This window comes from Parasphingorhabdus sp., from assembly GCF_048267785.1.
Classification (GTDB): domain Bacteria; phylum Pseudomonadota; class Alphaproteobacteria; order Sphingomonadales; family Sphingomonadaceae; genus Parasphingorhabdus.
This window is the reverse complement of sequence record NZ_JBLWWU010000003.1, coordinates 133,122-157,253: the sequence shown is the minus strand read 5'-3', so window position 1 is coordinate 157,253 and position 24,132 is coordinate 133,122. Positions and strand designations below refer to the sequence as shown.

Annotated in this window: 23 protein-coding genes; 8 read left to right on the top strand and 15 right to left on the bottom strand. The window is 57.1% G+C overall.

The genetic code is table 11. The features are described from left to right. Positions 1 to 594 carry a BglII/BstYI family type II restriction endonuclease gene (locus ACN0VD_RS04060; protein ID WP_417591874.1) on the bottom strand — a complete coding sequence of 198 codons (594 nt, stop codon included), beginning with the start codon at positions 592 to 594 and terminating at the stop codon, positions 1 to 3. 125 nt (positions 595 to 719) lie between these two features. Between ACN0VD_RS04060 and ACN0VD_RS04055 the strand changes: the two genes are divergently transcribed. Next, positions 720 to 980, top strand: coding sequence for a DUF2442 domain-containing protein (locus tag ACN0VD_RS04055; protein ID WP_417591872.1), 261 nt, complete (start codon positions 720 to 722; stop codon positions 978 to 980). A 325-nt stretch (positions 981 to 1,305) separates the two neighbouring features. Here ACN0VD_RS04055 and ACN0VD_RS04050 read toward each other — a convergent pair whose 3' ends face one another. Next, a complete protein-coding gene (locus ACN0VD_RS04050; protein ID WP_417591870.1) occupies positions 1,306 to 1,644 on the bottom strand; it encodes a hypothetical protein in 339 nt (112 codons plus the stop codon). A 183-nt stretch (positions 1,645 to 1,827) separates the two neighbouring features. Between ACN0VD_RS04050 and ACN0VD_RS04045 the strand changes: the two genes are divergently transcribed. Together ACN0VD_RS04045 and ACN0VD_RS04040 are read left to right on the top strand one after the other, a co-directional pair. Beyond that, a complete protein-coding gene (locus ACN0VD_RS04045) occupies positions 1,828 to 2,187 on the top strand; it encodes a glycine zipper 2TM domain-containing protein (RefSeq protein ID WP_417591868.1) in 360 nt (119 codons plus the stop codon). 209 nt (positions 2,188 to 2,396) lie between these two features. Beyond that, on the top strand, positions 2,397 to 2,876 hold the full coding sequence (locus ACN0VD_RS04040; protein ID WP_417591866.1) for a DUF1294 domain-containing protein: 480 nt from the start codon (positions 2,397 to 2,399) through the stop codon (positions 2,874 to 2,876). A gap of 188 nt (positions 2,877 to 3,064) precedes the next feature. Here the strand turns inward: ACN0VD_RS04040 and ACN0VD_RS04035 are convergent, their stop codons facing one another. Further along, entirely contained in the window at positions 3,065 to 3,427 is a 363-nt protein-coding gene (locus ACN0VD_RS04035; protein WP_417591864.1) for a hypothetical protein, read from the bottom strand. Positions 3,428 to 3,650: 223 nt separating this feature from the next. On the opposite strand from ACN0VD_RS04035, the gene ACN0VD_RS04030 reads away from it, so the two are divergent. Beyond that, entirely contained in the window at positions 3,651 to 4,007 is a 357-nt protein-coding gene (locus ACN0VD_RS04030; protein ID WP_417591862.1) for a hypothetical protein, read from the top strand. Here ACN0VD_RS04030 and ACN0VD_RS04025 read toward each other — a convergent pair. After that, complete coding sequence (locus ACN0VD_RS04025) at positions 4,004 to 4,474, bottom strand: thermonuclease family protein (RefSeq protein WP_417591860.1); 471 nt, start codon at positions 4,472 to 4,474, stop codon at positions 4,004 to 4,006. The two genes, ACN0VD_RS04030 and ACN0VD_RS04025, sit on opposite strands and share 4 nt — an antisense overlap. Before the next feature lie 167 nt (positions 4,475 to 4,641). Between ACN0VD_RS04025 and ACN0VD_RS04020 the strand changes: the two genes are divergently transcribed. Then, entirely contained in the window at positions 4,642 to 5,205 is a 564-nt protein-coding gene (locus ACN0VD_RS04020) for a hypothetical protein (RefSeq protein WP_417591858.1), read from the top strand. A 15-nt stretch (positions 5,206 to 5,220) separates the two neighbouring features. Here the strand turns inward: ACN0VD_RS04020 and ACN0VD_RS04015 are convergent, their stop codons facing one another. Then, positions 5,221 to 5,343 carry a hypothetical protein gene (locus ACN0VD_RS04015; RefSeq protein ID WP_417591856.1) on the bottom strand — a complete coding sequence of 41 codons (123 nt, stop codon included), beginning with the start codon at positions 5,341 to 5,343 and terminating at the stop codon, positions 5,221 to 5,223. Between the two features lie 24 nt (positions 5,344 to 5,367). Further along, the gene (locus ACN0VD_RS04010) at positions 5,368 to 5,490 is read right to left on the bottom strand and encodes a hypothetical protein (protein ID WP_417591854.1); all 123 of its coding nucleotides are present in this window, start codon (positions 5,488 to 5,490) and stop codon (positions 5,368 to 5,370) included. Positions 5,491 to 5,729: 239 nt separating this feature from the next. On the opposite strand from ACN0VD_RS04010, the gene ACN0VD_RS04005 reads away from it, so the two are divergent. After that, positions 5,730 to 5,948, top strand: coding sequence for a hypothetical protein (locus ACN0VD_RS04005; protein WP_417591852.1), 219 nt, complete (start codon positions 5,730 to 5,732; stop codon positions 5,946 to 5,948). Between the two features lie 39 nt (positions 5,949 to 5,987). Here the strand turns inward: ACN0VD_RS04005 and ACN0VD_RS04000 are convergent, their stop codons facing one another. Next, positions 5,988 to 6,776, bottom strand: a complete 789-nt coding sequence (locus tag ACN0VD_RS04000) for an SDR family NAD(P)-dependent oxidoreductase (RefSeq protein WP_417591850.1) — start codon at positions 6,774 to 6,776, stop codon at positions 5,988 to 5,990. Between the two features lie 232 nt (positions 6,777 to 7,008). Here ACN0VD_RS04000 and ACN0VD_RS03995 point away from each other — a divergent pair, with 232 nt between their 5' ends. After that, positions 7,009 to 7,413 carry a glycine zipper 2TM domain-containing protein gene (locus tag ACN0VD_RS03995; protein WP_417591848.1) on the top strand — a complete coding sequence of 135 codons (405 nt, stop codon included), beginning with the start codon at positions 7,009 to 7,011 and terminating at the stop codon, positions 7,411 to 7,413. A 127-nt stretch (positions 7,414 to 7,540) separates the two neighbouring features. Here the strand turns inward: ACN0VD_RS03995 and ACN0VD_RS03990 are convergent, their stop codons facing one another. From ACN0VD_RS03990 to ACN0VD_RS03975, 4 genes are read right to left on the bottom strand one after another with little or no spacing between them, the layout of a single operon-like run. Continuing rightward, positions 7,541 to 11,704, bottom strand: coding sequence for a hypothetical protein (locus ACN0VD_RS03990; RefSeq protein WP_417591846.1), 4,164 nt, complete (start codon positions 11,702 to 11,704; stop codon positions 7,541 to 7,543). Then, positions 11,704 to 13,809, bottom strand: a complete 2,106-nt coding sequence (locus tag ACN0VD_RS03985; RefSeq protein ID WP_417591844.1) for a hypothetical protein — start codon at positions 13,807 to 13,809, stop codon at positions 11,704 to 11,706. Before ACN0VD_RS03985 ends, ACN0VD_RS03990 begins: the two co-directional genes overlap by 1 nt. A 5-nt stretch (positions 13,810 to 13,814) precedes the next feature. Beyond that, entirely contained in the window at positions 13,815 to 15,851 is a 2,037-nt protein-coding gene (locus ACN0VD_RS03980; protein ID WP_417591842.1) for a heme-binding protein, read from the bottom strand. A gap of 11 nt (positions 15,852 to 15,862) precedes the next feature. Continuing rightward, positions 15,863 to 17,242, bottom strand: coding sequence for a multiheme c-type cytochrome (locus ACN0VD_RS03975; RefSeq protein WP_417591840.1), 1,380 nt, complete (start codon positions 17,240 to 17,242; stop codon positions 15,863 to 15,865). A 381-nt stretch (positions 17,243 to 17,623) separates the two neighbouring features. On the opposite strand from ACN0VD_RS03975, the gene ACN0VD_RS03970 reads away from it, so the two are divergent. After that, positions 17,624 to 18,322, top strand: coding sequence for a cyclic nucleotide-binding domain-containing protein (locus ACN0VD_RS03970; protein WP_417591838.1), 699 nt, complete (start codon positions 17,624 to 17,626; stop codon positions 18,320 to 18,322). Here the strand turns inward: ACN0VD_RS03970 and ACN0VD_RS03965 are convergent. The 4 genes from ACN0VD_RS03965 to cysS form a co-directional block, all read right to left on the bottom strand. Further along, positions 18,319 to 19,758: an aldehyde dehydrogenase family protein gene (locus ACN0VD_RS03965; protein ID WP_417591836.1), complete on the bottom strand. Its 1,440-nt coding sequence runs from the start codon at positions 19,756 to 19,758 to the stop codon at positions 18,319 to 18,321. The two genes, ACN0VD_RS03970 and ACN0VD_RS03965, sit on opposite strands and share 4 nt — an antisense overlap. An 11-nt stretch (positions 19,759 to 19,769) precedes the next feature. Further along, positions 19,770 to 21,416: an acetolactate synthase large subunit gene (locus ACN0VD_RS03960; RefSeq protein ID WP_417591834.1), complete on the bottom strand. Its 1,647-nt coding sequence runs from the start codon at positions 21,414 to 21,416 to the stop codon at positions 19,770 to 19,772. 145 nt (positions 21,417 to 21,561) lie between these two features. Next, positions 21,562 to 22,512, bottom strand: coding sequence for a D-2-hydroxyacid dehydrogenase (locus ACN0VD_RS03955; protein ID WP_417591832.1), 951 nt, complete (start codon positions 22,510 to 22,512; stop codon positions 21,562 to 21,564). A 111-nt stretch (positions 22,513 to 22,623) separates the two neighbouring features. Then, entirely contained in the window at positions 22,624 to 24,075 is a 1,452-nt protein-coding gene (gene cysS / locus ACN0VD_RS03950; RefSeq protein WP_417591976.1) for a cysteine--tRNA ligase, read from the bottom strand. Positions 24,076 to 24,132 lie beyond the last annotated feature (57 nt).

Genomic DNA, 24,132 nt, shown 5'->3' with positions numbered 1-24,132 from the left:
TTAAGCGTTATCGACATAAAGTGCGGGCCGGATTGCAAAAGTTAAGATCGGACAACCTCCACCTCCACCGCCTTCTAGCCTCGGCCAAAGCTTCTCGTGATGTGTTGTCGATGATCCGTAAGACGAACCTTTGCCGAGATCCTTGAAAATTTGTTGTAATTCGGTTGACCGAGTGATTATTATTCCGACATCGATTACTCTCAAATCAAATAGCAAACGAAAATTGTTCAGATCCCTATCGTAGAATGGATCTTTATTGTTCCATTCTACTTCAACACCAACACGTCCCTTAAAGCAATCTACGCTGTGAGTTGGTGTTTGGTATTCATGATCATCTACGCTTATCGCGGTGTCGAAGCTCTTTTCTTGCCATCCCAAGCCGTAGAATTGTTCATCAATTCTGCTTGCTATTAACGATTTTCTGCCCCCGGGCGCAAGTATTTCTGATTTAAGCAATCTAAAGTTTGTCAAAATATCTATGATCTCGGCCCATTCGTCAGGGCACGCCGTTTGTAGAATGCCAGTGGCATTCCGCCACTCTTTTACATGATACATGTCACGCAGATTTTGCGGAACCAGATGAATAGTGGACATACCTACTATTACAGCTTGAATCCGCCCTATTAGCAAGCAAAACCACCAGGGCTTCTCTTCAAACGTGCTTTCGCGGCTGATTGCGGTTATAGAGGGGAGAGGCGAAGAAATTGAAAGAATATGGCATGACTTCTTTTCCCCCTGAACCGCTAGCGGTCCGGTTTGACGAGAATAGTTTCTGGGTTGATCTGGAAGACGGGCGCACGCTGGGCATTCCGCTGACCTGGTTTCCGCGCCTGTTGCATGCCACACCCCGGCAGCGCGAACAGGTCGAACTCAGCCGCTCGGGCCTGCACTGGGAAGAGATTGACGAGGATATATCCGTTGCCGGCCTTCTGGCCGGTCGCGGCGACATGACCCGTTCGACGGATGTCGCGGCAGAATAGGAGGGGCTTTGGGTTTCGGTGAGCGCGTGCCAACCCCTCCCTCGTCATCCTGAACTCGTTTAGCTTCGCTGGCCTTCGGCTCAGGATGCCTCAAGGTTCGCGCGCACTCGGAAGGGATCCTGAAATAAATTCAGGATGACGAATGCATTTTCACCCTCTCCCACAGGGAGAGGCAACGAAGACTTCCCCGGATGCAATCCGGGGTTAGTCGCAGTCGGTGAGGGGTTTCGCCCTTCAGCGGTCAAAACCCCTCACCGAGTTCCACTAGCCAGCAAGCTGGCAAGTTCCACTTGCCTCTCCCTGTGGGAGAGGAAATTCATTACCCTCAACCACTATTACCAAAATCCGCGCCGCCCTTTTCGCTGAGCGGGGCGTCATCCTCGGCCTTGTCCAAAATGCCGAGGTCGCTTTCCTCGTCATCATCATTGCGCTCGCCGGCAAAGGCACCGCCTTCGATGCGGCCGCTTTCGGCCATCTGTTTCATATGATCGACCGTGTCCTGCGTATCGTCGGGGATGAGCTGCGCCGGGTCGCTGTGGCCGCCGTGCGTGCTGTCGGCGATATCCTCGCGCTTGGCCTTGGTGTGCTGCTGCGCCTTCTCGGCAAATTTCTGGGCTTGCGCGTCATCGCGCTGGGACTGGTTGATGCTGCGTTCTTCAGTCATGATGTTCCTCTTTCTGTTGGTCTTTCAACGCAGCAGAGACGTCTTTGTTCCGGGTTCCGGACACCGGGGGGCAAGCCGTGTTTTCGGTGCGACGGCCCGTTTCGGGGGGTGCGTCGTATCACAGACGGTTCATCTTGCCCATTGTAACACCCGGTTCAGAATCAAAACAAAGGGAGTTTCATCATGCGTAATATCCTCATGTCGCTTGCCGCCGCTTCGCTGGTCGTGCCCGCCGCCGCTGTATTTGACGCCGCGCCGGCCTATGCCAAGAAAAAGCACAAGCACCGCTATGACAAACATGGCCGCTATTATGAACCGCGCCGTCTCGGCCGCAATGACCGGATCTGGCGGGGCAGGGACGGGCGCTATCATTGCCGGCGCGAAAATGGCACCACCGGTCTGATCATCGGCGGCGCTGTCGGCGCTCTGGTCGGCCGCGAACTCGACGGCGGCCGCGACCGCACCGTCGGCACATTATTAGGCGCCGCGGGCGGCGCGCTCTTGGGCCGCGAAATTGATCGTGGCGGGTTGAAGTGTCGGTAAATTAGGGAAAGGGGATAATATATCCCCTTTCGTCATCCTGAACTCGTTTAGCTTCGCTGGCCTTCGGCTCAGGACCTGGTCCGGCAGGGCGCGAATCTTGAGGGATCCTAGAACAGGTTCAGGATGACGAGGTTCCGGGTGCAGGATTGGCCGTTTCGGTCAAAGTCCCATTTTACGGGTCTTTAAGCATGATCCTGTAAATTCGCGCCATGTTGACCGCGACCAACATCCTGCTGGCTTTCATCCTGATCAATGGCTGGACCTTCCTGCTATTCGGCTGGGACAAGATTCAGGCGGAAAAATTCCGGTGGCGGGTTTCGGAGGCGATTCTGTTGAGGCTCGCTTTATTTGGCGGGTCTTTGGGCGCCTATGCCGGGCGGGCGCTGTTTCGGCACAAGACGCGCAAGCAGCCGTTCAACGGCCGGCTGCAGAATATCGCGATGATCCAGCTGGTCGCGCTGACATTCTGCGGGGTCTATTTTTACGAACCGGGCAGCCTGTCCACACCGGCGCAGGCGGAGCAGGTGCAGGCCTTTGCCCAGAGTCTGCCATCGCGCGCTTATTATCCCAATTGCTCTGCCGCCCGGGCCGCCGGCGCCGCGCCGCTCTATCGCGGTGATCCCGGCTATCGGTCGCCGCTGGATCGCGACAATGACGGCATCGCCTGCGAACCCTATCGCAGGCGTTGAGTTTTTTTCCTCTCCCTTAGGGAGAGGCAAGTGGAGCTTGTCAGCTCGTCTGACTAGCGCAACTCGGTGAGGGGTTTGAGCCTCGCCAAGCGCATAACCCCTCACCGACTGCGACTAAGCCTATCGGCTAAGTCTTCGTTGCCTCTCCCTAAGGGAGAGGAAAAATGATATGCACGCACGCAATTGCCTTACCGCGGCAACAGCCGCCGCCAATCCCCCCACAGCACCACCGCCAGCGACACCCCGATCACCGCCAAATCCACCATCGCCTCGACCGGCGCATAGTCCAGCCCCGCGATCGCCGACAATCCGCCAACAACCGCCCAGGCCACAAACAGCTTGCGCCCGCCGTCCCAGCCCTTGACCAGACCGATACCGGCGGCGAACAGCAGCATTGGGGACAGCATCATCAGCACCGGGCCAAGGCCGGGCAGCTGCATAACCATGTCTGAAGTCAACATTGGCGGCAGCGTGGGCAGGGGCAGGGGGAGAAAGTTGAGCGCGGCGACGACGATCGCGCTCCAGCCGACGATGTGACGATATTGTTTCATGGCCGGTCCATATCATGGCGCGCGGGATTTGCCATACTGGCTGCATCTTTCGGCCGCGCCTCTGTCCTACAAGCCCGCCTTGTGCTACAGATCGGACCATGAGAAACGATGCTGCAAAATCTGTTCAACATTCTGAAAAAATGCGAAAAATCGTGATTTTGGGGCGAGCGGGAATTTTTTCTTTTAACACTGTAAAGTTTGTAAAGTTCAACCCGGAGTCGCCATGAAATTTGTCCGAATTATTTTCGCTCTCGCCGCCGCCTGGGGCTTTCTCGCGCTCGTCCCCGGACTATTCGGCGAAGCCGGCCCGCGACCGGAATATTATTACGGCTTTATCGGCATCGCGCTGGTGTTCCAGCTGATCTTCATCCTGATCGCGACGGACCCGGCCCGCTATCGCGCGCTGATTCCGATTTCGATACTGGAAAAGCTGTCCTTCTTTCTGCCGGTGACAATTCTCTATACGCAGGGGCGTGTGGAGGCGGGGCCGGTATTTGTCGGCGCCATGGTTGACGGGCTTTTCATGCTGTTGTTCGCGCTTGCCTGGTTGCTGTCACGCAAGGCGGGGCAGGTGGCCTAGCACCAGTTGCGGCGCGTGCCTTGCCAGCGTTCGGCGAGGCCCTCGGCGACCAATGTCTCGCCGAGGCTTTTGCCATCACGGGTGATGATCCGCAGGTCGCGGCCATATTGGTCCTGGTCGCGGTCAATCGGTTCGAGCGAGAAGGCGCCCTGATTGAGCAGAGCCTGCAGGCGCATCTTGGCTTTCTGGCCGAGCTGCCGTTCGGAGGCGCAGCCGGGGCTGGAGATTTCCGGCGTGTTGATATCGGCGACGCGGATCTTGCGACCCTCGAACCAGATCGTGTCGCCGTCGACGACGCAAGTATAGCGGTCGGAGCCAAAGCAGATGCCGAAGCTGGCGCGGTTTGGATCGATGCCGACGGCAGCGGTCGTCGACCTCGGTCCGCCGCTGAGGAATATCGCCAGAAACAGCGCGGCGCACAGGGCCGCGGTGATTGCGATGAAACTGGGCCAGCGGATGGTGTTCACCGGGTGGAAAATAGGGAGGAAATGTTAAAAGAGATTGAAGCGCGCGGTTGTTTTGAGGCGCAACATCGGGGGTCATCACGGCGGCTACCGCTGCGAGCGGAGATTAGAACCAATATGAGTCTATCTCTGTCTACCCGTCGGCCCGTCTTGCTGTTAGAGCGTGTATCATGTTGAAAAGATACACATTGTCCGCCGCCGCCATGCTCGCTTTGGTGGCATCTTCTGGCAACGCTTCCCAATCCGCTGCTGCTGCCGGCGAAATGGCCAAGCCGACGATCCCGTCGCGCGAAGATTATCCGGATGCCGGCCAGGTTTTTGGGATGGTCTGGCACAATGAAAGCGACGGCAAAATACCAATGCTGACGTTCATGGTGCCGGAGACCGATAACCGGCTATGGACCATGCGTTGCGAAAAGCTTGATGATGGCAGTGTACGGATCGCGAATATGATCATCGCGACGCCGCGGGAGATGGTCGCGGAAGACCAGTTCGGATTCACCGTCCGGGTTGACGACGGCGCGTCGATCGGCGTGTTGGCGCGGATGTTGCCGACGCAGATCGAGGGGCAGGATCTGGTGATGCCGCAATTCTATTTGCCCAATAATCATTCGCTGTTTCCGGCGCTGGCGCGGGGCAATCGCGCTTTCGTCAATCTCAACGGCAATAAATTCTCCCTTCATCTGAAGGGGTCGGGCGACGCGCTGGTGACTTTCCTGCGCGCCTGCCGCTAGCGGCAACTCCGGTGATCAGATCACCAGAGTTGCGCTGTTGTTGACGCCAGGGCCGATCGAGGCGGCCAGCAGGATGGTGGCCGAAACGAAAGCGGCAAAGGCGGCGGCGAAGCGGTTGTGAAATTCGGGGGAGAGCATGGTCAGGGATCCTTTGGGGTTGGGCTATGCTACCAGCGAGGCTGCACTGTTGACGGCGGGACCAACGCTGGCGCTGACAAAAACAGCGGCTGCAAAAACAGCGGCAAAAGCGGCGGCGATTTGGTTCTGGATATTGGTGTTGGTCATGTTGGCGTTCCTTTTTGGTTTAAATGGCTGCTTCACAAACTGTTTTGCGAAGATGCCAATAACATTGCACAGGTCGTGCCAGTTTAGGAAAATCAATAAATAACAAAGGGTTACCCATATTATCCCCGTGGCAGCACATGAACTGAAACTGAATAATGGGGAAATATACTAATGTTTGGCATTCGTGTTCGCGGTGGTGGTCGACGAGTTGTTAATATCGCAATGCTATCGCCAGAATCATGTTCGGACCGCGCCTCACTCGAGTCTTTGCCAGTCGCTCCAACGCGCTCTGGTGGTCAGCCATGGTACTGGTCACCGCCTATTGCGTCGCCGCCGATCCGCCGGCTGAAGTAGCGCCAGCGCCCGATGCAGCGGTTGCTCACGCTGGGAAAAAGTCCGGCGATCCCTGGGCCGATATGAAGGACGTCGCCAGGAAGCGCAAAGAGCTGCTCCCCTGAAACGGAGCGTTTTGGCGCGTTCCGGTCGGGATCGTCAGATCAATAGGGGGCGGTGCCGCCGTCAACGCTCAGCGCGGCTCCGGTAATCCCGGCGCCCGCTTCCGAAGCGAGGAGCACCGCCATTGCGGCGACCTCTTCGACCTTGCCCGGTCGTTTGAGGGCGCTCTCCTGCGAGAACATGGCGATCATCTCGTCGAAGGTCATGCCCATGCCTTCGGCAGTAGTGGGGCCGCTTTCCATGATCAGGTCGGTCAGGATCAGGCCGGGGCAGATTGAATTGACTGTGATGCCCGAAGTGCCGACTTCCTGCGCCACCGCCTTGGTCATGCCGTTGATGCCATGTTTGGCGGTGGTATAGGATGCAAAGGTCGGCTTGCCCATCTTGCCTTCGGTCGAGCTGATATTGATTACCCGGCCCCATTGCTGGGCGATCATCGGCCTGAGCGCCCGGCGCGTGGCCCAGAAGGTAGAATAGATATTCCACTTCATCGCCTGGTCAAAGGCTTCGTCGGTCAGGTCGACCAGTGGTGCAAGATCGCCCGCGCCGCCGGCATTGTTGACGAGGATATCGATAGAGCCGAAATGGGCGACGGTCTGGTCGATAAATCCTTCCACCTGATCCTGCTCCATCACGTCGCCGGCAATGAACAGGGCACGGTCGCCAACATCAAGTTGCGCGACAACTTCGCAACCTTTGTCCGGATTGCGGGCCATCAGGGCGACATTGGCACCCTCTGCCAGAAACGCTTCGGCAATCCCGCGCCCGATACCCGCCGTGCCGCCTGTGATAGCCGCTGTCTTGCCGCTCAATTTCCCATTTGACTGCATTGTTCATTCTCTCCGCTCATTTTATTACGGGCTATCGGACAGGAGGGAATGCAGCAATCAGTTAAAAAGCTAGTCAGCCGGTCTGCGACCAATCTATTCAGAAAAATCTTACTGAAAATGAACCTGAGATAAAACCGTCATTCAGTCTTTGGTCAACGATGACCGCCTAGAACGATAAATGTAGGGCAGCAATTGATTCGGGGTTCGTATAAGCCCTTTTGGAGTGAAGAATATGATCAACAAGATTTTGGGAAGTTTGGCGATTTCAACCGCAGCTATTGCAACAATGGCATTTGCTGCGCCAGCGGAAGCGCGTGGCGGATATTATAACGGCGCGACCTATGAGCAAGTCCGTAACGATGGATATCGCGAATATCGACGCGGGGACATTTATCGCGGCAAACGCTATCGGGATCGCCGTTACTATCGGGATGAGCGCCGCTATCGTGATCGTCGATCTTATAGCGATCGGGGTTACCGTGGATGCGACCGCGGGACTGGCGGAACGATTATCGGTGCGATAGCCGGTGGATTGTTGGGCAACGAAGTGGCTGGCCGCGGTGATAAAACCGAAGGTACGATTATCGGCGGAGCAGTCGGTGCTCTCGCAGGTCGTGCCATCGACGGCAATTGCTGACCTTTTTGCATATACACTAATCTAGTCAAAGCCTTGCGCGCGAGCGCGCAGGAATTGTAATTCCCCCTAGTTGCTTATTGGGGGACAGGGGGTCGGCGTCTTTGGACAGTCCGGCCCCCGTTCATCTCTAAGGCTTGGCAAGCATCGCTGGAACGGGACCAATCCAGTCTGCGATATCCGGCTCGTCTTTGACGAAATACGGCTTACCCTTGCTATTCAGGTAGAAGCGCTGCATCTCGCTGCGGGTAAACGGTCGAGAACCGAGGCGGCCAAAGACCGCCATCTGACCACCGGTCTCATCTACCGCCCGATCACGATCGAGACCCTTGGACAAAGCGAGCGCCGGCTTGGGCGTACGCGCGAAGGCGATAAGTTCCGGCTTAGGCGCCGGTGAGAAACCATAGAAGTTCTTCTGACTGTCCGGCGTGGTCAACTGGATTACCTTCAGGCCGTTGCGTCCATCTGCGACATAGGCAAACAGGGTTGCATTGGTCGATCCGACTATGACATCCTCTGCATCGTTCATTGTGCCGCCAAATGTTTCCCGCCGGTAGACCGTCGGCGTTTCGGGACGGGTTATATTGGCAATCACCAGACCTTCATCCTTGGCCGCGATATAGGCATAGGTGCGCGCGAGATAGAGTCGACGGGCGTTGCGCAGAGGGATTGTTCCGGACGGCACCGCAACCGGATGTTCCATGTCGGTGACGTTGAACAATTTTACGCCATCGGCATCGGTGACCCAGAGATAGCGGAACTGCAGCGCCGATGCCCGCGCGTCGGTCAAAGGAATGGTTATGACGTGGCGGGGCTTCAGCGGCTTGTCTAGATCAATCACCGTCAGTCCTGCATCGGTAGTAATATAGGCATAGTGCCCGGCAAGCGTGATGTGACGTGCTCCGTCGAGCACGCTATCTTCGTTCCAGGTCAGGCTGCGTTTGAAGAAATTGTTGCGGAATTCACCGTCCGCCAAAGTGTTGATATTGACCAGTATTAGGCCTTCTTCGCTATCGGTAATTACCGCATAATTATAGATTGGATGGAAAGCCTGTTCCTCGTTGATCTCACGCAATTCCTTGGTGTTGCGCGTCGGCGCGATCGGCTGGTTGGTCGCCAGTGCCATACAGGTCGCGTTTTTTGTGTCGACGTGCGTATCCTGACCAAGCGACGAGAAGGGGGCTTTGACGATACGTTCCGAAAAGCCCTTGTTGCCGATGGAAGCGACATCATAAGCGCGAAAACCACCTTTGCCCTCGGCAACAAACATATATTCACCGCGCAGTTGCAGGCAGCGAACGGCATCACTGGTTCCCTGAATGACATTCTTGAACTCTTCGAGCGCCTTTGTTTCGCCGGACAAATTTTTGTCGAGCCGTTCTCCGCGTACCCAGTCAATCAGCTCCCGGTCATGGTCTTCAACATGCATCCGCCAATAATCGGGATAAGCATATTTCTGGAGGTAAGAGCCGATAACCGCTTGCGGTTCATCCCATTCGGTAACCCTGACTGCTTCAAAGCCTTTTTCAAGGCCTACCCAGGCGTGGAGGCCGATGAAGTTAACGAAATTCGTACCCTGCAGCAGCGTCTGAGCCATAATAGCGTTATTGTCATTGGCTTCGCTGACGTGACAATCCGAGCATTGTTTGGTTTCGGTCTTGCGCACGGTATGTGGGAAATGCGGCGCGAAAGCTTGCGACGAGAAGCCGATGCCGGAAATCGGTGGCTGCTGGACGTATATCCTTTCGCGGTTGATGTTGGTCGAGGACAGGATCAGCGCGGAAGTCGAACGAACCGGAGCAATGATATTGCCCTTGCTGGTTTGATGACGGCCAAGCTGGAACATCTGGTCGCGGGCAACCTGGGGATTATAGGTCGCATAGTTTCTGGTAGTGCCACCTTCATATTTGTGATTGTCGGCCTGCCAGTTGGCTTCGATCGGCAAGTGGCATCCACCGCAGCTTGTTGTCCAGCTAAGGTGACAGGTGAAGCATACCATATTGTCGTCTGTATGCGCCCGATCCTCCTTGGCAACGCCACTACCGAACGAAAATTTACCCGTTTCTGCTCCGCTTTTGGACATTAGTTTCGCCCGCGCCGCCTTGAGATTGAAGTCCGGGTGTGAACGGTCCACGCTGTTTTTGACGAGGCTTACCCGCCAGCTGAGTTTGGGATCGATGATCGACCGCTGGACCAGCACGCGCTTGCCATTGGAGTCCTCGAACCATTCGAAGCGGCGCTCTCCGTTGGCGTTGCGGAGCAGGCCCAGGTTCTTGCCCTTTGGCCGCGCCGCCAGATTGCTGGTCATCAGAGTAGGATAGGCGTCGGCGGTGCCGTGACAATCCTTGCAACTGATCTCGACCGCATTGGCGACTTCGCCGTAGATCAGGCCGTTGCCATGACTATCCTGAGCAAAATGGCAATCGGCGCATTGCATGCCGACTTCGGCATGGATGCTCATCATATGAACTGATTTACCAGGATTGGTCCCGGGTTCGACGAATTTTCCTTCGCCTTCCTTGCGGAATTTTTCCGGATCATCATTGGCGACGATATTATCGGTATCAGTGCCATAGGTCGCCTGATTGCCTTCGGCATCCAGGAGATTACCATCGCGGTCGCGTTTCAGGACTGCGCGAAAGTTCCAGCCATGGCCGTGATAATCGGCAAATTGCGTATCGTTGAGTTCGCTGTTGAGATCATAAACATTACGCAGGAAATCAATATCGGCCCAAAGTCCCTTGGGTGACGCGCCTTCCGGATTGCGGTCGAGCACCTTGCGGACTTCCTCGGCATCGGGATATTTCTGCTGCTTGTAGGTCTTCTGATACTCCTCGTCGCTCATGCCGTCGGGCTTGGGCGTCTTGTTGTCCGGGCCGGGCCACATGTAAGGCGCGTCGGATTCATAGTCCCACATCGTGTAGCCGAGATAGCTGTTCAGAAAGATGTTCGGCTGGTGCATGTGGCAGTTCATGCACTGGGCGGTCGGAATGGCGCGGGTGAAGGCATGTTGGATCGGATGGCCTTTTTCGCGCTTCGCGGGAGCGATGTCGGCGGCGTGATCGTCGCCATGGCCGGTATCACCCCCATGACCGTCTTTTGCGCCGTGTGATGCATCATAGCTGCCGAAGCTGCCGAAACGATGTTCGCCCTCTTTCAGATTGCGGATCGTCGGGTCCACCGTCTGCGTCTGGCCGTCGCGGCCATATTTAGCCCAGATCGAACTGTGCCGCGGTTCGCGGTCATTGGCGTAGACGACGTGGCAGCCAGCGCAGCCCGACTGGCGATAGTCGCCCGGCTGGTCATTGGTGCCCATGAACCACATGAACGGATCGTTGAGCCGGGTCTTGTGGATATTGAGCACAGGAATAGCGACCCGCAGGCCCGTTCCGGGGCCGCGATTGGATTGCTTGAGATCGGGACGTCCGGGCTCTTCCAGCCGCTGGATGATGCCGCCGATATTAGGCAGGCCGATCTCGGGGAACTGGGTGTTGATATTGCGGCCACCGCGCTCGAACACACGGAAAATATCTCCGGGGGGAACCGTGTGCCATGTCGGCAAGGGGTAAAGAATTGGAAGTGCGCCACGTTTCTTTTCGGCATCGGTCACCGTGCCGTGCGGATTGCCCGGCGACTTGATCGTCGCCGGTTCGCCATCACGGGTGTAGGCTTCGCCGAATACGTAATTTTTGAACGGCACAATGCCGTTGTTATAGGCGGCTCCGCCCCAGAGCATGGCGCCGGTTGCCATCAGGGATCGTTCCGACGCCTCGATGATTTCCATATGACAGGCACCGCAGGATTCGCGCGCCACCCGATAGTCCGACGGATTGACGAACCGGACGAATTCCGGCGATTCCTTGTTCAGCAATCCATAGCTGCGCTTGGGATTGGCGGAGGAGGGCCAGTGCCAGCTTTCCGGATATTTGGGCAGGACGTGCGCCTTGGTCAGCGCGTCCATATAGGCAAGGCTGTTCTTGCCCCATTTGTTGTCGCCAACAACCGAGGCATCACCACCATGACAATCCACACAGCCTAGAACCACTGCCGGCGTCTCGTGCATGGTCTTCTGGTCGCTGTCCGTATGACAGGACTGGCAACCACTGCTCTTGGCTTGCGCCTCGTCCCAGGTCTGGTTTTGCGGGGCAGGGGGCGTGAAGCTGTAATCGACCTTTTGCGGCTTTTCCTTGCCTGCGGCGAGCAGCAGGGAGGCAGGGGTGACCGTCAGGGCCAAGGCACCCAGTCCCGCGAGGATCAATTTGCTATTGCCGGTCAAGAGGTTCCGCCAGCGCATCAGAAAGCCAGTATCGCGTTGAGCAGAATTGAATAATGAAAGTCGCGTTTGTCAGTCTGGTCGAACAAATCCTTGAATCCTTTGCCCGGCAACAATGCAGCACCCGACAATCGGAATACCATATTTTGCGTCGCTTTTGGGCGATAAATTGCAGCTAGCGACAGGTCCCAGCCGATGTCCTTCGGAATTGAGCCTTCGACGCGCAAGGCTTCGAGACTCTCTGTCTTATGGAACCACAGATGATTGGCGTTACCGGAAAGGCGGAATTCAGGCGTCAGATCGGCATCGACGCCAGCGCCCACCAATATCGTGCCGGGATTGTTGAAATTGCTCTGTCCCTGTTCCTTGGAGGAACGGAGCGAATTGAGGATACCATTGCGACCATTGATTGAAATTACCCGCCCGCCGCCGGCAAACGGGATCGTCTGGCGGATCCAGTAGCTGGTGTCGGCTCCGGCAAAAATTGGATTTTCGAATATAGCGTCAAAGCCGGCTTCGGTATTATTATAGGGATTTCCGTCCCCACTGGCGAACAGGCCGGATGCGCGAAAGCGCAGGAAATCGACATCATAGCTGGCTTCCAGCGCGCCGAAATAGGCTTCGATCTTCGCCGGTTCGCTGGTGAAGATGCTGTTCCGGTCTTCACCAAAAGCTCCGTAGACTTGTCCGGTGAGATTGATCCGCCCGATCCGTCCGTCAAAGGCATAGCCGGGATAGACGACATCATAGGCCCGGCCTCTGAGGTCGCCGATCAGAGCGGGACGCACAGGAAAGCCGTTGTCGTCAATCTCGATATCGGACTTTTCGCGATTCATATTATAGGTGACACTGAACTGGCTGGTCAGTCCGACGAAGGGCAGATCCTGCCGGTAGAGATTGGCGAAGAAAATATAGCTTTCGCGCGGGGTCTGGGTGATGTCATTGAGACCGGAATTGGTGTCTTTTTCCAGTTGGACAAAGGCCCCCAGATTATACTGGACCCTGTTGTTGTCACGGGTTCCGAAGAGGCGGAAACCGAGCTGGTTGTCCTGGAACAGAAATCCGCGGAAATCCGCCTGCATCGGCTGAATGCCAATGCGGAAGCTATCAAAATCATAGCGCGCCGATGTGTTGCGGATATGATAATCGAAAAACGCCTCCTGCACGCCGACAAACCAGTCGGTGCGATGGGAGGATTTGGATGGTTCGACGAACAGCACCCGCCGTTCCGGCACGTTAACATGATTGACCTGTGTAGCCAAAGTCAGCCGATATTCCACGTCAGGTGGCTTGTAGGCGGTCGATCCTTTGATCAGCGCAACGCCGGTGATGAAGGTCTGGGCATAGACTTCTGATCCGGACCGTCCGAATACGTCGATGCTGTTTGACCGTTCGGTGGTTTGAACGCCGACGGGGATAGGAAAACTGCGGGGTTCGACGACGGTGTCGGAAATCGCGTTGACCACGAAGAACCAGTCGTCGCCCTTGAGAAACCCCGGTTTTTTGTCGGCCGGGATCGGCTTGTCACCCTTCAGAACATTCTGGTTATAGGGGTTGAGCGTGCCGTGGCAGTTGTTCCGCAACGCACCGAATAGAGTATAGATGGATTCATCGCCGCCCTTGGCAGGACACAGGCTTTGCATGATCCGCCAGCGGTCCGGTACCGGGAATTCGTCGGTCGGAAAGGCTTCCGGTGGCGGGGCATTGATAGCACCGGGATTGTTCTGGGTCACCCGATCCGGCAGTGTTTTCTGAACGCCGGGACGGCGGCGGCCATCGATCAGGGCATCATCGGCGGCCAGTCCGTCAAAGTCCATTTCCAGTTGTTCCGGGCTTTCGGATGGCTCGGAATTGGAAGACTTGGAAGCATCATTCGGAGCAGGGGGGGTGGCTGCTGCTTTTTCGTCCTTTTCCGCCTCTTCTTCGTCCGGATCCGGTCCTCCCATGCCCGTTTGCTGACCAAAATCGGCATATTTGTTACTTATCCAGGCAAATTTTTCCCCTGCCAGCAGAGCGGTCAAAGACGCTTCCATATCCTCGACCGAGGCGCGCTGAGCCTCCATCTGCTCCGCCTGACCGGACATCACCGCCATTATCGGTACAAAGGAGGCTGAAAGTCCCGTCATCGGTCCTACAGTCCCTCGCAGACATTTTGTTCATCGCTGTCGAGGAACGGCGCAAAGGGACAGTTCACATAACGCAGACGGACATTGGCATTGCCGAGATCAACGACGATATTGTCGGCGCGTATCGCCTTTGGCGCATGTCCGATAGTGCCGACACGCTGACCGGCATTGTAGAGCCCGAGGAAGCTCGCCATATCGTCCTGGTCGATGCCATCACCGGAAACACCGATCCCGCCGATCAGTTGGTTACCGCGATAGATCGGCACGCTGCCCGGAAAAATCTGCATGCCATTGGCGAGGCGGACCTGACCGCCGGTTGCCGGTATTGCTGGCAGTTGGGTGCATTGTTGCGCTGTATCGGGACTGCCGCCGTTGGACCGGACATATCCGACATGGGTCACTATATTGGGTACGACAAGATCGAGCTGTAGTCCGACCGCAAAAGGACTAAATTGCCCCGATTGGGCGACCGACAGCGGGCCGGGTGGGCGGCCTATTTCACCATCGGGGAAATAGGGTCTGGAAAGATTGCCGCCGGAGCGATCGGCAAAGGCGACGGTGCCGGTCAGCGCATTGGGGTCGCCCAGAAAAGTCCGCACACGCTGCACATAGGACGAGACGTTGGCCAGGGGCGGAAATGCCGGTGTGCCCAGCAATTGCTGGGCCGCAACTGCGTTGGAGACAAAGGCCGCCGTTCTGGCTTTTTGTAGAGAAACGTCGGTACCGAAAATCGGGCCGTCCGGGGTGCGCACGATACCCAGAATCTGGCCATGGGTATCAACGACACTCACGGTTGCCTGCATCCGGCTGTCCAGCGGCTGACGAATTTGCGCTCTTGCCCGGCTGAAGATGATGAAGGCTTCTTCCAGTATGGCACGGACTTCCGCCGCCGTTAGCGGAGTGGTTACCGCCGCAGCATCGGTACCGCCGCGGATAGGATAGCGATTGGTGCCGCTCCCGTCGGTCAGCACGAAGGCATCGCTGTTGCTGAATTCCGTGGCCGTTGCAGCCCGGACACCGGACGCCTCCGTTCCGTAAGCGGTGCCCGCGATGATTGGGCCGTTCGTATAACCCGTAACAGGAATAAGACTGCCAACTGAGTTGTTGATAGCGGCGAAATTGCTTTTCAGCGGTGACAGGTCAGAAACCACCATATCGCTGAATCGCAGGGATGTGCCATCGACCGAAATCCGGTTGGCGGTAATGGACGCGGGGGGCGCATAGCCCTGAATGCCGGCGAGGGCTATCGCCTCTTCATCATCAACATCGACGTCTAGAATATTGGGGCCAAACGCATAGCCGCCATCGCCCATCCCGCCGATGCCGCCGACGACTACGCCGTCTTTATAGAGCGGCAGTCCGCCGGGATCGGCGGCCAGCCCGAGCGGCGATCTTTTCGGCCCGATCAGCGCCCCGGCACCGCCCATGGCGTTGAACCGCTGGGTCAAATCGGAGCATGGTAGCTGGCTGAACTGCACGCCGAATAGCGGTCCGCTTTCCAGACCGACGGTGGTCGGTGCCGGCGGAAAATGTTCCTGCGCGATCTGGCTGGCGGTGCGGGAAGAAAAGGCATTGCCGCCGCTCGACAGATAGGCTCCGGTCACTGCCTTGGCGATAGCCGCTGCCGCCGCCGGAACTTGTTGTCCCTGCAGCCCGACAAGATTGGCCGGGCTGGCAAGGCCTCCGATCTGCCTGTTGCTGATCGTAACCTCGGTTGATCCGCCGTTCGAACCGTTCATGTCAAACACCGCGAGCACGTTGCCGACCCGGTCAACCACCGCGATCACCGATGGAAGGTTACGCGCCTGTGCTTCGCCGACCGCCTGTGCAATGATCGTTTGTACATCGGTGACCGACAGCGATCGTTGTGCCGGTGCCGTGAACGCGCCGCCGGTTCCGGTTGGCGGCGGTGTTGGCGCCGGGGTCGGAGCCGGTGCGGGGGAAGGTGTCCCGCCAAAATCATTGCTATCACCACCGCCGCCGCAGGAGGCCAGCACCAGCGCGAAGGCAGAAATGGCGGAGGTCAAATAGGGCTTGCGCATTATCAAATCCTCTATCTGAGCGACCGGATTGTGCGGACCGCGCTGCCAAGTGCCCGGCGATATTTCAATGGTTCATAATCATTGGGCTCGGCAACGGCGGCATAAGCGACATTGATCTGTCCGCGCAGGCTGGATGCGGCAGATTCGCTGACCTGGCCACTGTTGACCAGTCCGTTGAGCAAAGTGTCGACGGCCATGACCGCCTGAACGCTGCCTTCATAGTCGGTGAAGCGCGGCGATATTGCCTGACCGGCAATGGTTTCCATGATCTGGAAGGTCTGGTCCCGGCCAAAGCTGGCGCGGGAGAAACGATCGGCCAGCTGGGCCGCATATTGCCGCAATCTGGCCGCTTCCTGTACGGCGGGTTCCCGGCCTTGCGCCATCGCCGCATGGAAGGCTTTGGACCGGCTGTCGAAATCAGCCGCAATATCAGGTGCCGCTATTTTGATCGCTGCGCTGAGCATGATCATATTCTCGTCATTATAGGGCGGCATGCCTTCGGGAATGGGGCGTCCGGGATTGTCGATCGATGTCGGACGGGCGGAGGCATCGTCATAAATCCGGCGGTGACAGCTGTGGCAGTCGTAGAAATAAAATTCCGGGAAAATACCCTCTGTGCCCAGAGATGGCTTGGTGAATAGGTTCAGCGAGCGTTCGAGCGCCATTGCCTGACCCACGGCCCAGAACTGGACGCTGTTTGTCCGGCCCTTGCGGCGGACATAGTCGACATCCTCGTCATGATGCTGTTGCAGGGTGGAGAACAGGTCCATCTCGAAAGAAATGCGCGGATGGCCGGCAGCCATGATCCGGTGATCGACAAACTGGCCTTTCTTGGCGCTGCCGAAATGGCAGTCGAGGCAGACGCTGGCGCGGGCCTTGGGATTGTCGAGCGGGATCAGACCGTGCGCAACATTGCGGGCGTGGCTGGCACCGACCGCATAATGGCTGGAAATCCAGCCGGACGATGCGCCGTGACAGGATTCGCAACCAACGCCGTCATTGATCTGGAAACGGGGGCCTTTGCGCGCTGCGTCTGTCGTATGACAACCCAGGCATTCTGAAGCAGAGGCGGCATCCTTGAGGCCGAGACGCTTGGCTATCGCGATGCTGCGTGGTTCGCGAAGAACACGAAACGCGCGGCTATGCGCGCCGCCGGGTGTGGATTCTTCCTGCCAGCGCATGATTTCGTCCTGCCTGACAATCTTGCCGTCGGCTTCCTGTCGTCCGTGACAGGTCGTTGCGCCGCAGGACGCCACGCCCAGATAGGTGCCGTCGGCAATATCGGTGGCTGCTTCAACGGGAGTGGGGCTGGCCATGGTCGAGATGAACAATGCCGTTGCGACGAGAGCCGAACAGAACAGGCCAGCGGCCAGTACAGACCAGCCGGGCATCCACGATTTTCTTATCCCCATCTGCATCGTTGCCTATTCCGGTTTTTCAACCGGTCCCCTAATTCAGCACAACGCGACCCTTGCCGATTATCATAGCGACGGAGATACCTATCCGCCAACCCCCGACCAATGCAAACGAAAATAACCCGATTTCTTTTATTTTTTAGGGTCTTGACTGTGAAACAGCGAAGGATCGCAAAACCTATGTGACGTATCGGCAACGGTTATGGCCTGAGGATGAAGCTGCTATGTCCTTGATTCTAAGGGATGTCGATCGCCTGTGATTTGGATTGTGGGAAGAAACGCGCTACTGGAATAATGTCTAGTGCGGATTCCGGACGGCAAGCGGAGGGATGTTGAGACTCGGAGAGGAACGGGGTTATGGAATTCACTATAGAGTCTGCGCTTTCGCCCAACGGCCTGCTGGGCCATCTTTCCTATATCTTGCTGATAGTATCGATGCTGAGCCGCAAAATGTTCTGGTTGCGCGTCGGCGTGATTGGTTCTGCGCTTGCCGGCATCGCCTATTCGATATTCATTCTGAACGACCCCGTTGCCGTATTCTGGGAAACGGCGTTGCTGATCGTCAACCTGTTCCAGCTGGTCCGCCTGATCCTGGCGGAACGCTCCGTTTTCCTGAACCGGGAAGAAGCCGATATGGTGCGAACTGCATTTGCGGGGCTGAGCGGACTGGAGGCGCGAGGTTTGATTGACCAGGGGTTCTGGATCGGGCGTAAGGCGGGAATAGAATTGATCCGGGAAGGGACCGCGGTGGACAATTTATATTATCTGGCCGCCGGCATGGCCGAAGTGCGAAGCAGGGATAAAATTGTCGGCCATTGCAAGGCGGGGCAGCTGATCGGTGAGGGTACGATATTGTCCTCTGACAAAGCGACGGGAACGGTCACTCTATCGCAAGATTCCAGACTGTGGTGCATCCCGGCTCCGCTATTGCGGAACTACCTCAAGAAAAATCCTGAGGTAAGAAATATTGTTGATCAGCGTATCGGTGATGCGCTCAAGTCGAAATTGCGGGCAAGCAATGTCGCATTGTCCGAAGCTGGCGGTCTGAAGGGCTAGCCCGGCTTCCGCCGGATCACAAGATTGCGGATTTCGGTCATGTCTTCCATCGCAAATCTTATACCCTCGCGGCCCAGACCGCTGTCCTTGACGCCGCCATAAGGCATATTGTCGACGCGGTAGGACGGCACGTCATTGATCACCACGCCGCCCACATCAAGATGATCCCAGGCATCCAGTGACTTGAATATATCGCGGGTAAAAATACCGGCCTGCAAGCCGAATTTGCTGTCATTGACCTCGTCCATCGCCGCACCAAAGTCGCTGAATTTGGAGAGCAGGGCGAGGGGACCAAAAGCTTCCTCGCGATAGGCATCGGCGTTGGTGTCGACATCTTCCAGCAGCGTCGCTTCGAGCATATTGCCTTTCCGATTGCCGCCGCACAGCAGCTTCGCTCCGCCTGCTACCGCGCTTTCAATCCAGCCATGCAGGCGCGATGCTTCGCCTTCGGAAATCATCGGGCCGATGAACGTGTTGCGATCCTTGGGATCGCCCGCGACCAGTGTCTTGGTCCGGGCGACCAGCATGTCCTTGAACCGGTCGTAGATGCTTTCGTGAATGATGATCCGCTGCACGCCGATGCAGCTTTGGCCGGACTGATAAAAAGCGCCAAAGACAATCCGTTCGAGCGCATCGTCGAGATCGGCGTCATGGTCGACCACTACGGCCGCGTTGCCACCCAGCTCCAGGATGACCGGCTTCTTGCCTGCTTTGGCCTTCAAATCCCAGCCAACGCCCGGCGAACCTGTAAAAGACAGCAGCTTCAGACGCTCGTCGACCGTGAACAAATCGGCGCCATCCCGACTTGCGGGTAGAATCGAGAAGGCGCCTTTTGGCAGGTTGGTCTCTGCCAGTATCTCGCCCATGATGATCGCGCCGAGCGGTGTCTTGCTTGCCGGTTTCATCACGAACGGACAACCCACCGCAATGGCCGGTGCAACTTTATGCGCCGCCAGGTTGAGCGGGAAATTGAACGGGGAAATAAAGCTGCACGGGCCGATAGGCACACGTTTCCACATGCCCATATAGCCTTTTGCGCGTGCGGAAATGTCGAGCGGCTGGACTTCGCCATAATTGCGCACCGCTTCTTCAGCAGCAATCCGGAAGGTGTCGATCAGCCGTCCGACTTCGCCCTCGGCATCCTTGATCGGTTTTCCCGCTTCGACACAGAGCGCGTAGGCAAGCTCGTCATAGCGTTCCTTGAAACGATCCACACAATGCTGCAGAACATCCTGCCGTTCATAGCTGGCCATCGCCGCCATCGGTGCCGTAGCCTCCACGGCTCCCGCGATTGCCTGTTCGATGACATCGGGTGTCGCCAACGCTGTCCGGAAAGCGACTTCATTGCTATATTTGTCGGTGACTTCCAGATCGGTATTGGGCTGCACCGCTTCGTTGTTCAGATAAAGCGGATAGACGTCTTTTAACTGTGTCATACGTGTCTCGTTCAAACCTTCGCGCTGAGTTCCTTGATCTCGTGATTCAGGATGCGATCATTGTCGGAATAATCGACCGGAACCTCGATCAGATGCACGCCTTCGCTGTTGAGGCATTTGTCGATCGTTTCCTGCAGGTCCTGGGCACTGGTGATCCGGTAGCCATTGGCACCATAAGCCTCGGCATATTTGACAAAGCCGGGGTTGCCATAAGTCAGGCCCCAGTCCTTGAAGCCCATGTTCGCCTGTTTCCAGCGGATCATGCCGTAGCTGTTGTCGTTCAGCACCAGCACGGTGATGTTGAGCTTCAGCCGGACCGCGGTTTCCATTTCCTGGCTGTTCATCATGAACCCGCCATCGCCGCAGATCGCCATGACCTTGCGGTCGGGATAGACCATCGCCGAGGCCATGGCCGAGGGCAGGCCGGCGCCCATGGTCGCCAGCGCATTGTCGAGCAATACCGTATTGGCCTGGCGCGCCTTGTAATTGCGGGCGAACCAGATCTTGTAGACGCCATTGTCGAGGCAGATAATGCCGTCGGCCGGCATCGCTTGACGCACGACCTTGACGAGATGGGGCGGATAGATAGGGCAGCGCAGATCATCGTCCATCGAGTCCGTATGTTCTTCCTCGGCCTGGCGCGCCTTGTACATCGCGTCGAAATTCCAGCTGCCGGAGGGAACGATATCTTCCTTCATCTGCCAGATGGCGTTACCGATATCGCCGATCACTTCGATCTGCGGGAAATAGACCGGATCGACCTCGGCGCTGTTCATCGACACGTGGATGACTTCGGTGCTGCCGGTCGCCATGAAGAAGGGCGGCTTTTCGATCACATCATGACCGACGTTGATGATCAGGTCGGCGGCGCCAATCGCGCGATGGACAAAATCATTCGCCGATAGGGCCGCGCAACCCATGAATTCCTTGTGGGTTTCGTCGACCACGCCCTTGCCGAGCTGTGTGGTGACAAAGGGTATGCCGGTCTTCTCGATAAATTGCGTGAGCATGCGACCAGTGGTGGTCCGGTTGGCACCGCCCCCGATGACTATGATCGGGGATTTGGCACCCTCGATTTTCTTGGTCGCGGCGCGTACGGCTTTTGCTTCGGCGATAGGGCGTCGGGCCAGGCTTGGCGTGATCGGGGTCGAGTCCGTTTCCTCGTCGGCAATATCTTCCGGAAATTCGATATGGGTGGCGCCGGGCTTTTCTTCCTCGGCGAGCCGGATCGCTTCGCGCACGCGGCTCGGGATATTGTCCGCAGAAGCCAGCTGATGCGTGAATTTGGTGATCGGTCCCATCATGTCGACAACGTCGAGAATCTGGAAACGGCCCTGTTTGGATTTCTTGATCGGCTTCTGGCCGGTGACCATCAGGATCGGCATGCCGCCGAGCTGCGCATAGGCCGCTGCCGTCACCAGATTGGTGGCGCCGGGGCCAAGTGTCGCCATGCAAACGCCGGTCTTGCCGGTATGCCGCCCGTAGGTCGCGGCCATGAAGCCGGCGCCCTGTTCGTGACGGGTGAGAATGAGCTTGATTTTCTTGGAGCGCGACAGGCTGTCGAGCATGTCGAGATTTTCCTCACCGGGAACGCCGAACAGATACTCAACGCCTTCATTCTCGAGACATTCTACAAAAAGATCGGATGCTTTGGTCATGTGGGTCCTTCCCTGATCGTGATGACCAGTTTGTGTGCGAGTAAATGGCTGCGACCCTGATGACCCTCTTCCCCCTCAAGAAGGAGACTCATCCAACCCCTATGTTCTTGGTTGATAAGTCAAAATAGCCTGCAAGTCACCCCCCTCAATATCCGCGGTCAAAGTCGGCGACGGCGATCATCTGTTCGCCATTCCGGTAGCGTTTCAGATTCTCGACGAAGCGGGCGGCGGCACGCTGAAACATGCGGGTTTGCGCTTGCCCCGACATGTGCATGGTGATCATGCAATTGGGCGCGTCCCACAGCGGGTGGTCGGCCGGCAGGGGTTCGGGATCGGTCACGTCAAGTGCGGCTCCGCCGATGGTCTTGTCATTCAGCGCGGCAAGCAAGGCATCCTGATCGACCAGCGATCCGCGCGCGACATTGACCAGCCAGGCGGAGGATTTCATCGCGGCAAATTCTTCCGCGCCGAACATATGTTTCGTGTCGCTGGTTGCAGGCGCGGAAACGAAGACCCAGTCAAATTCCCCGAGCCGGTCGCGCCAGTCGTTCAGCCCGATGACATTGGCTTCTCCGGTCGCGGTGCGCCGGACAGCGGTTACCTCGACGTCAAAGCCGGACAGTTTTTTGGCGATCTGCTGGCCGATGCCGCCATAGCCGATGATCAGCGCCTTGCTGTCGTCAATCTCTGCGGTACCCGGTGGTGTTTCGAGCCAGTTGTGCTGGCGCTGGTTGTCGAGAAGGATATCGCTGCGCTTGGCGGCGGCGAGCATCATCATCACGGCAAATTCGGCAATCGGGGCGCTGTTGAGGCCGGCACCGTTGGTCAACATCGTGCCCTGCGCCTTGAGCTGTTCTAGCGGAAAATGCTCGACGCCCGCGTAAATGCTGTTGAGCCACTTGAGGCTGGTGGCAGCAGAGATGATCTCCGCCATCTTGTCCTTGTCATACATGTCGAACCAGCCGATCTCGGCATGCGGTGCGATTTCCATCGCTTCTTCGGTGCTGGTGAACCATGTGACATCCAGATCCCCGCAATGCGGTTCGACCAGTGGGCGAACGAGCGAAGCCATGGCGGCTTTGGGTTTCGTGGTCATAACGTCATCCTCCTAAAATTGCCGTTCCCGTTTAAACGGAAATCCGCATTTCTATTCCAGCGTTGTGCAACCAGCCCGTCCATATGGGCGCGGATAGCAGAAAGCCAAAAACTATATCTCTATTTTCCAGTCCCAGCGCAGCGGGTCGCCATCCATCAGTTCGACGCCGTGAGCGATGAGTTCGTCACGAATAGCATCGGCGGTCGCGAAATCTTTTTCCGATTTGGCCTGCTGGCGCTGGTCGAGTTTTGCTTCGATGGTGCTTTTATCAATTTTTGCGTCTGCCGGTTGAACGCGTAACTGATCGCGTTTCAGACTATCAAGCTCCAGTCCGAAAACCGAGTCCATTTCCGACAGCAAATTCATCCTCTGATCGGCCGGCAGTTTTTTCAGAGTGAGTAATTCCTCGAGCAGCGGCAGGCCTTTCGAACTGTTCAAATCCTCGCTCAATGCAGCATCAAACTTGTCCCGCAATTGCATGAGAGCGGGATGTTCTATTGGTGCCGTCTGCCCGTCGGCTTTCTCCCGCAGTCGCTCCACACCGATAACAATCCGCTTCAACCGCGTCAGCGCAGCAGCCAGATTGTCCCAGCTGAATTCCAGCTCGCTGCGATAGTGGGCCTGCAGGCACAGCAGGCGATAGGCGAGGGGATGGAAGCCCCGGTCTATCAAAACCTGCAGGCGGAGGAAATCGCCGCTCGACTTGGACATCTTGCCCGCTCTGTCGATCAGGAAATTATTGTGCATCCAGATATTCGCGCCGCTGTGCTCGGTGCAGCTATGTGCCTGGTTCTGGGCAATTTCATTGGGATGATGAATCTCGCGATGGTCGATCCCGCCGGTGTGAATATCAAATTGTTCGCCGAGATATTTGTTGCTCATCTGCGAACATTCGAGATGCCAGCCCGGCGCGCCCTTGCCCCAGGGGCTATCCCATTCCATCTGCCGGGTCTCGCCCGCTGGTGTCTTGCGCCAGATCGCAAAATCGGTCTGGTTGCGCTTGCCCGCAACCGGGTCGATCCGGCTTTCGCCTTCGTCGGTATTGGCGCGCGCCAATTGGCCATAATGCGGCACAGTGGACGTATCGAAGTAAAGTCCGCTTTCCAGCTCGTAGCAATGTTTGTCGGCGATGCTTTTGGCGAAGGCGATCATTTCTTCGACATGGTCGGTGGCGATTGCCCATTTTGCTGGCTGCCGGATGTTGAGGCGGTCGATATCCTGCCAATAGGCATCGGTATAATATTTGGCGATGTCCCAGGCGGACTTTCCGGATTGCGCGGCGGCCTTTTCCATCTTGTCATCGCCGGCGTCGGCATCGGAGGTCAGATGGCCGACATCGGTGATGTTGATGATATGGGTGAGCCTATAGCCCTTCCATCTGAGCGTGCGACCGAGAAGGTCGGCAAAAATATAGGCGCGCATATTGCCGATATGCTGATAATTATAAACCGTCGGACCGCAGGTGTAAACGCGCGCTTCGCCGGGGTGGACGGGCGCGAACTCTTCCATCTGGCGAGTCAGGCTGTTGAACAGTTTCAGCGGATGTGCGGCATTGTCATTCATCATCCATCGCCTAATGGCTTTCCGCGCAAAAGGTCAACCGATCAATTGTTCGCCGCG

Coding starts and splice junctions, on each gene's coding strand:
- cysS (WP_417591976.1), bottom strand. CDS start 24,075: ATGAATGACAATGCCGCACATCCGCTGAAACTGTTCAACAGCCTGACT.
- ACN0VD_RS04010 (WP_417591854.1), bottom strand. CDS start 5,490: ATGACCAACACCAATATCCAGAACCAAATCGCCGCCGCTTTTGCCGCT.
- ACN0VD_RS04035 (WP_417591864.1), bottom strand. CDS start 3,427: ATGAAACAATATCGTCACATCGTCGGCTGGAGCGCGATCGTCGTCGCC.
- ACN0VD_RS03965 (WP_417591836.1), bottom strand. CDS start 19,758: ATGACACAGTTAAAAGACGTCTATCCGCTTTATCTGAACAACGAAGCG.
- ACN0VD_RS04060 (WP_417591874.1), bottom strand. CDS start 594: ATGTCCACTATTCATCTGGTTCCGCAAAATCTGCGTGACATGTATCAT.
- ACN0VD_RS03990 (WP_417591846.1), bottom strand. CDS start 11,704: ATGCGCTGGCGGAACCTCTTGACCGGCAATAGCAAATTGATCCTCGCG.
- ACN0VD_RS04055 (WP_417591872.1), top strand. CDS start 720: ATGACTTCTTTTCCCCCTGAACCGCTAGCGGTCCGGTTTGACGAGAAT.
- ACN0VD_RS04005 (WP_417591852.1), top strand. CDS start 5,730: ATGTTCGGACCGCGCCTCACTCGAGTCTTTGCCAGTCGCTCCAACGCG.
- ACN0VD_RS04030 (WP_417591862.1), top strand. CDS start 3,651: ATGAAATTTGTCCGAATTATTTTCGCTCTCGCCGCCGCCTGGGGCTTT.
- ACN0VD_RS03970 (WP_417591838.1), top strand. CDS start 17,624: ATGGAATTCACTATAGAGTCTGCGCTTTCGCCCAACGGCCTGCTGGGC.
- ACN0VD_RS04015 (WP_417591856.1), bottom strand. CDS start 5,343: ATGCTCTCCCCCGAATTTCACAACCGCTTCGCCGCCGCCTTTGCCGCT.
- ACN0VD_RS04045 (WP_417591868.1), top strand. CDS start 1,828: ATGCGTAATATCCTCATGTCGCTTGCCGCCGCTTCGCTGGTCGTGCCC.
- ACN0VD_RS03960 (WP_417591834.1), bottom strand. CDS start 21,416: ATGACCAAAGCATCCGATCTTTTTGTAGAATGTCTCGAGAATGAAGGC.
- ACN0VD_RS04020 (WP_417591858.1), top strand. CDS start 4,642: ATGTTGAAAAGATACACATTGTCCGCCGCCGCCATGCTCGCTTTGGTG.
- ACN0VD_RS04040 (WP_417591866.1), top strand. CDS start 2,397: ATGTTGACCGCGACCAACATCCTGCTGGCTTTCATCCTGATCAATGGC.
- ACN0VD_RS03975 (WP_417591840.1), bottom strand. CDS start 17,242: ATGCCCGGCTGGTCTGTACTGGCCGCTGGCCTGTTCTGTTCGGCTCTC.
- ACN0VD_RS03995 (WP_417591848.1), top strand. CDS start 7,009: ATGATCAACAAGATTTTGGGAAGTTTGGCGATTTCAACCGCAGCTATT.
- ACN0VD_RS03955 (WP_417591832.1), bottom strand. CDS start 22,512: ATGACCACGAAACCCAAAGCCGCCATGGCTTCGCTCGTTCGCCCACTG.
- ACN0VD_RS04050 (WP_417591870.1), bottom strand. CDS start 1,644: ATGACTGAAGAACGCAGCATCAACCAGTCCCAGCGCGATGACGCGCAA.
- ACN0VD_RS04000 (WP_417591850.1), bottom strand. CDS start 6,776: ATGCAGTCAAATGGGAAATTGAGCGGCAAGACAGCGGCTATCACAGGC.
- ACN0VD_RS03985 (WP_417591844.1), bottom strand. CDS start 13,809: ATGACGGGACTTTCAGCCTCCTTTGTACCGATAATGGCGGTGATGTCC.
- ACN0VD_RS03980 (WP_417591842.1), bottom strand. CDS start 15,851: ATGCGCAAGCCCTATTTGACCTCCGCCATTTCTGCCTTCGCGCTGGTG.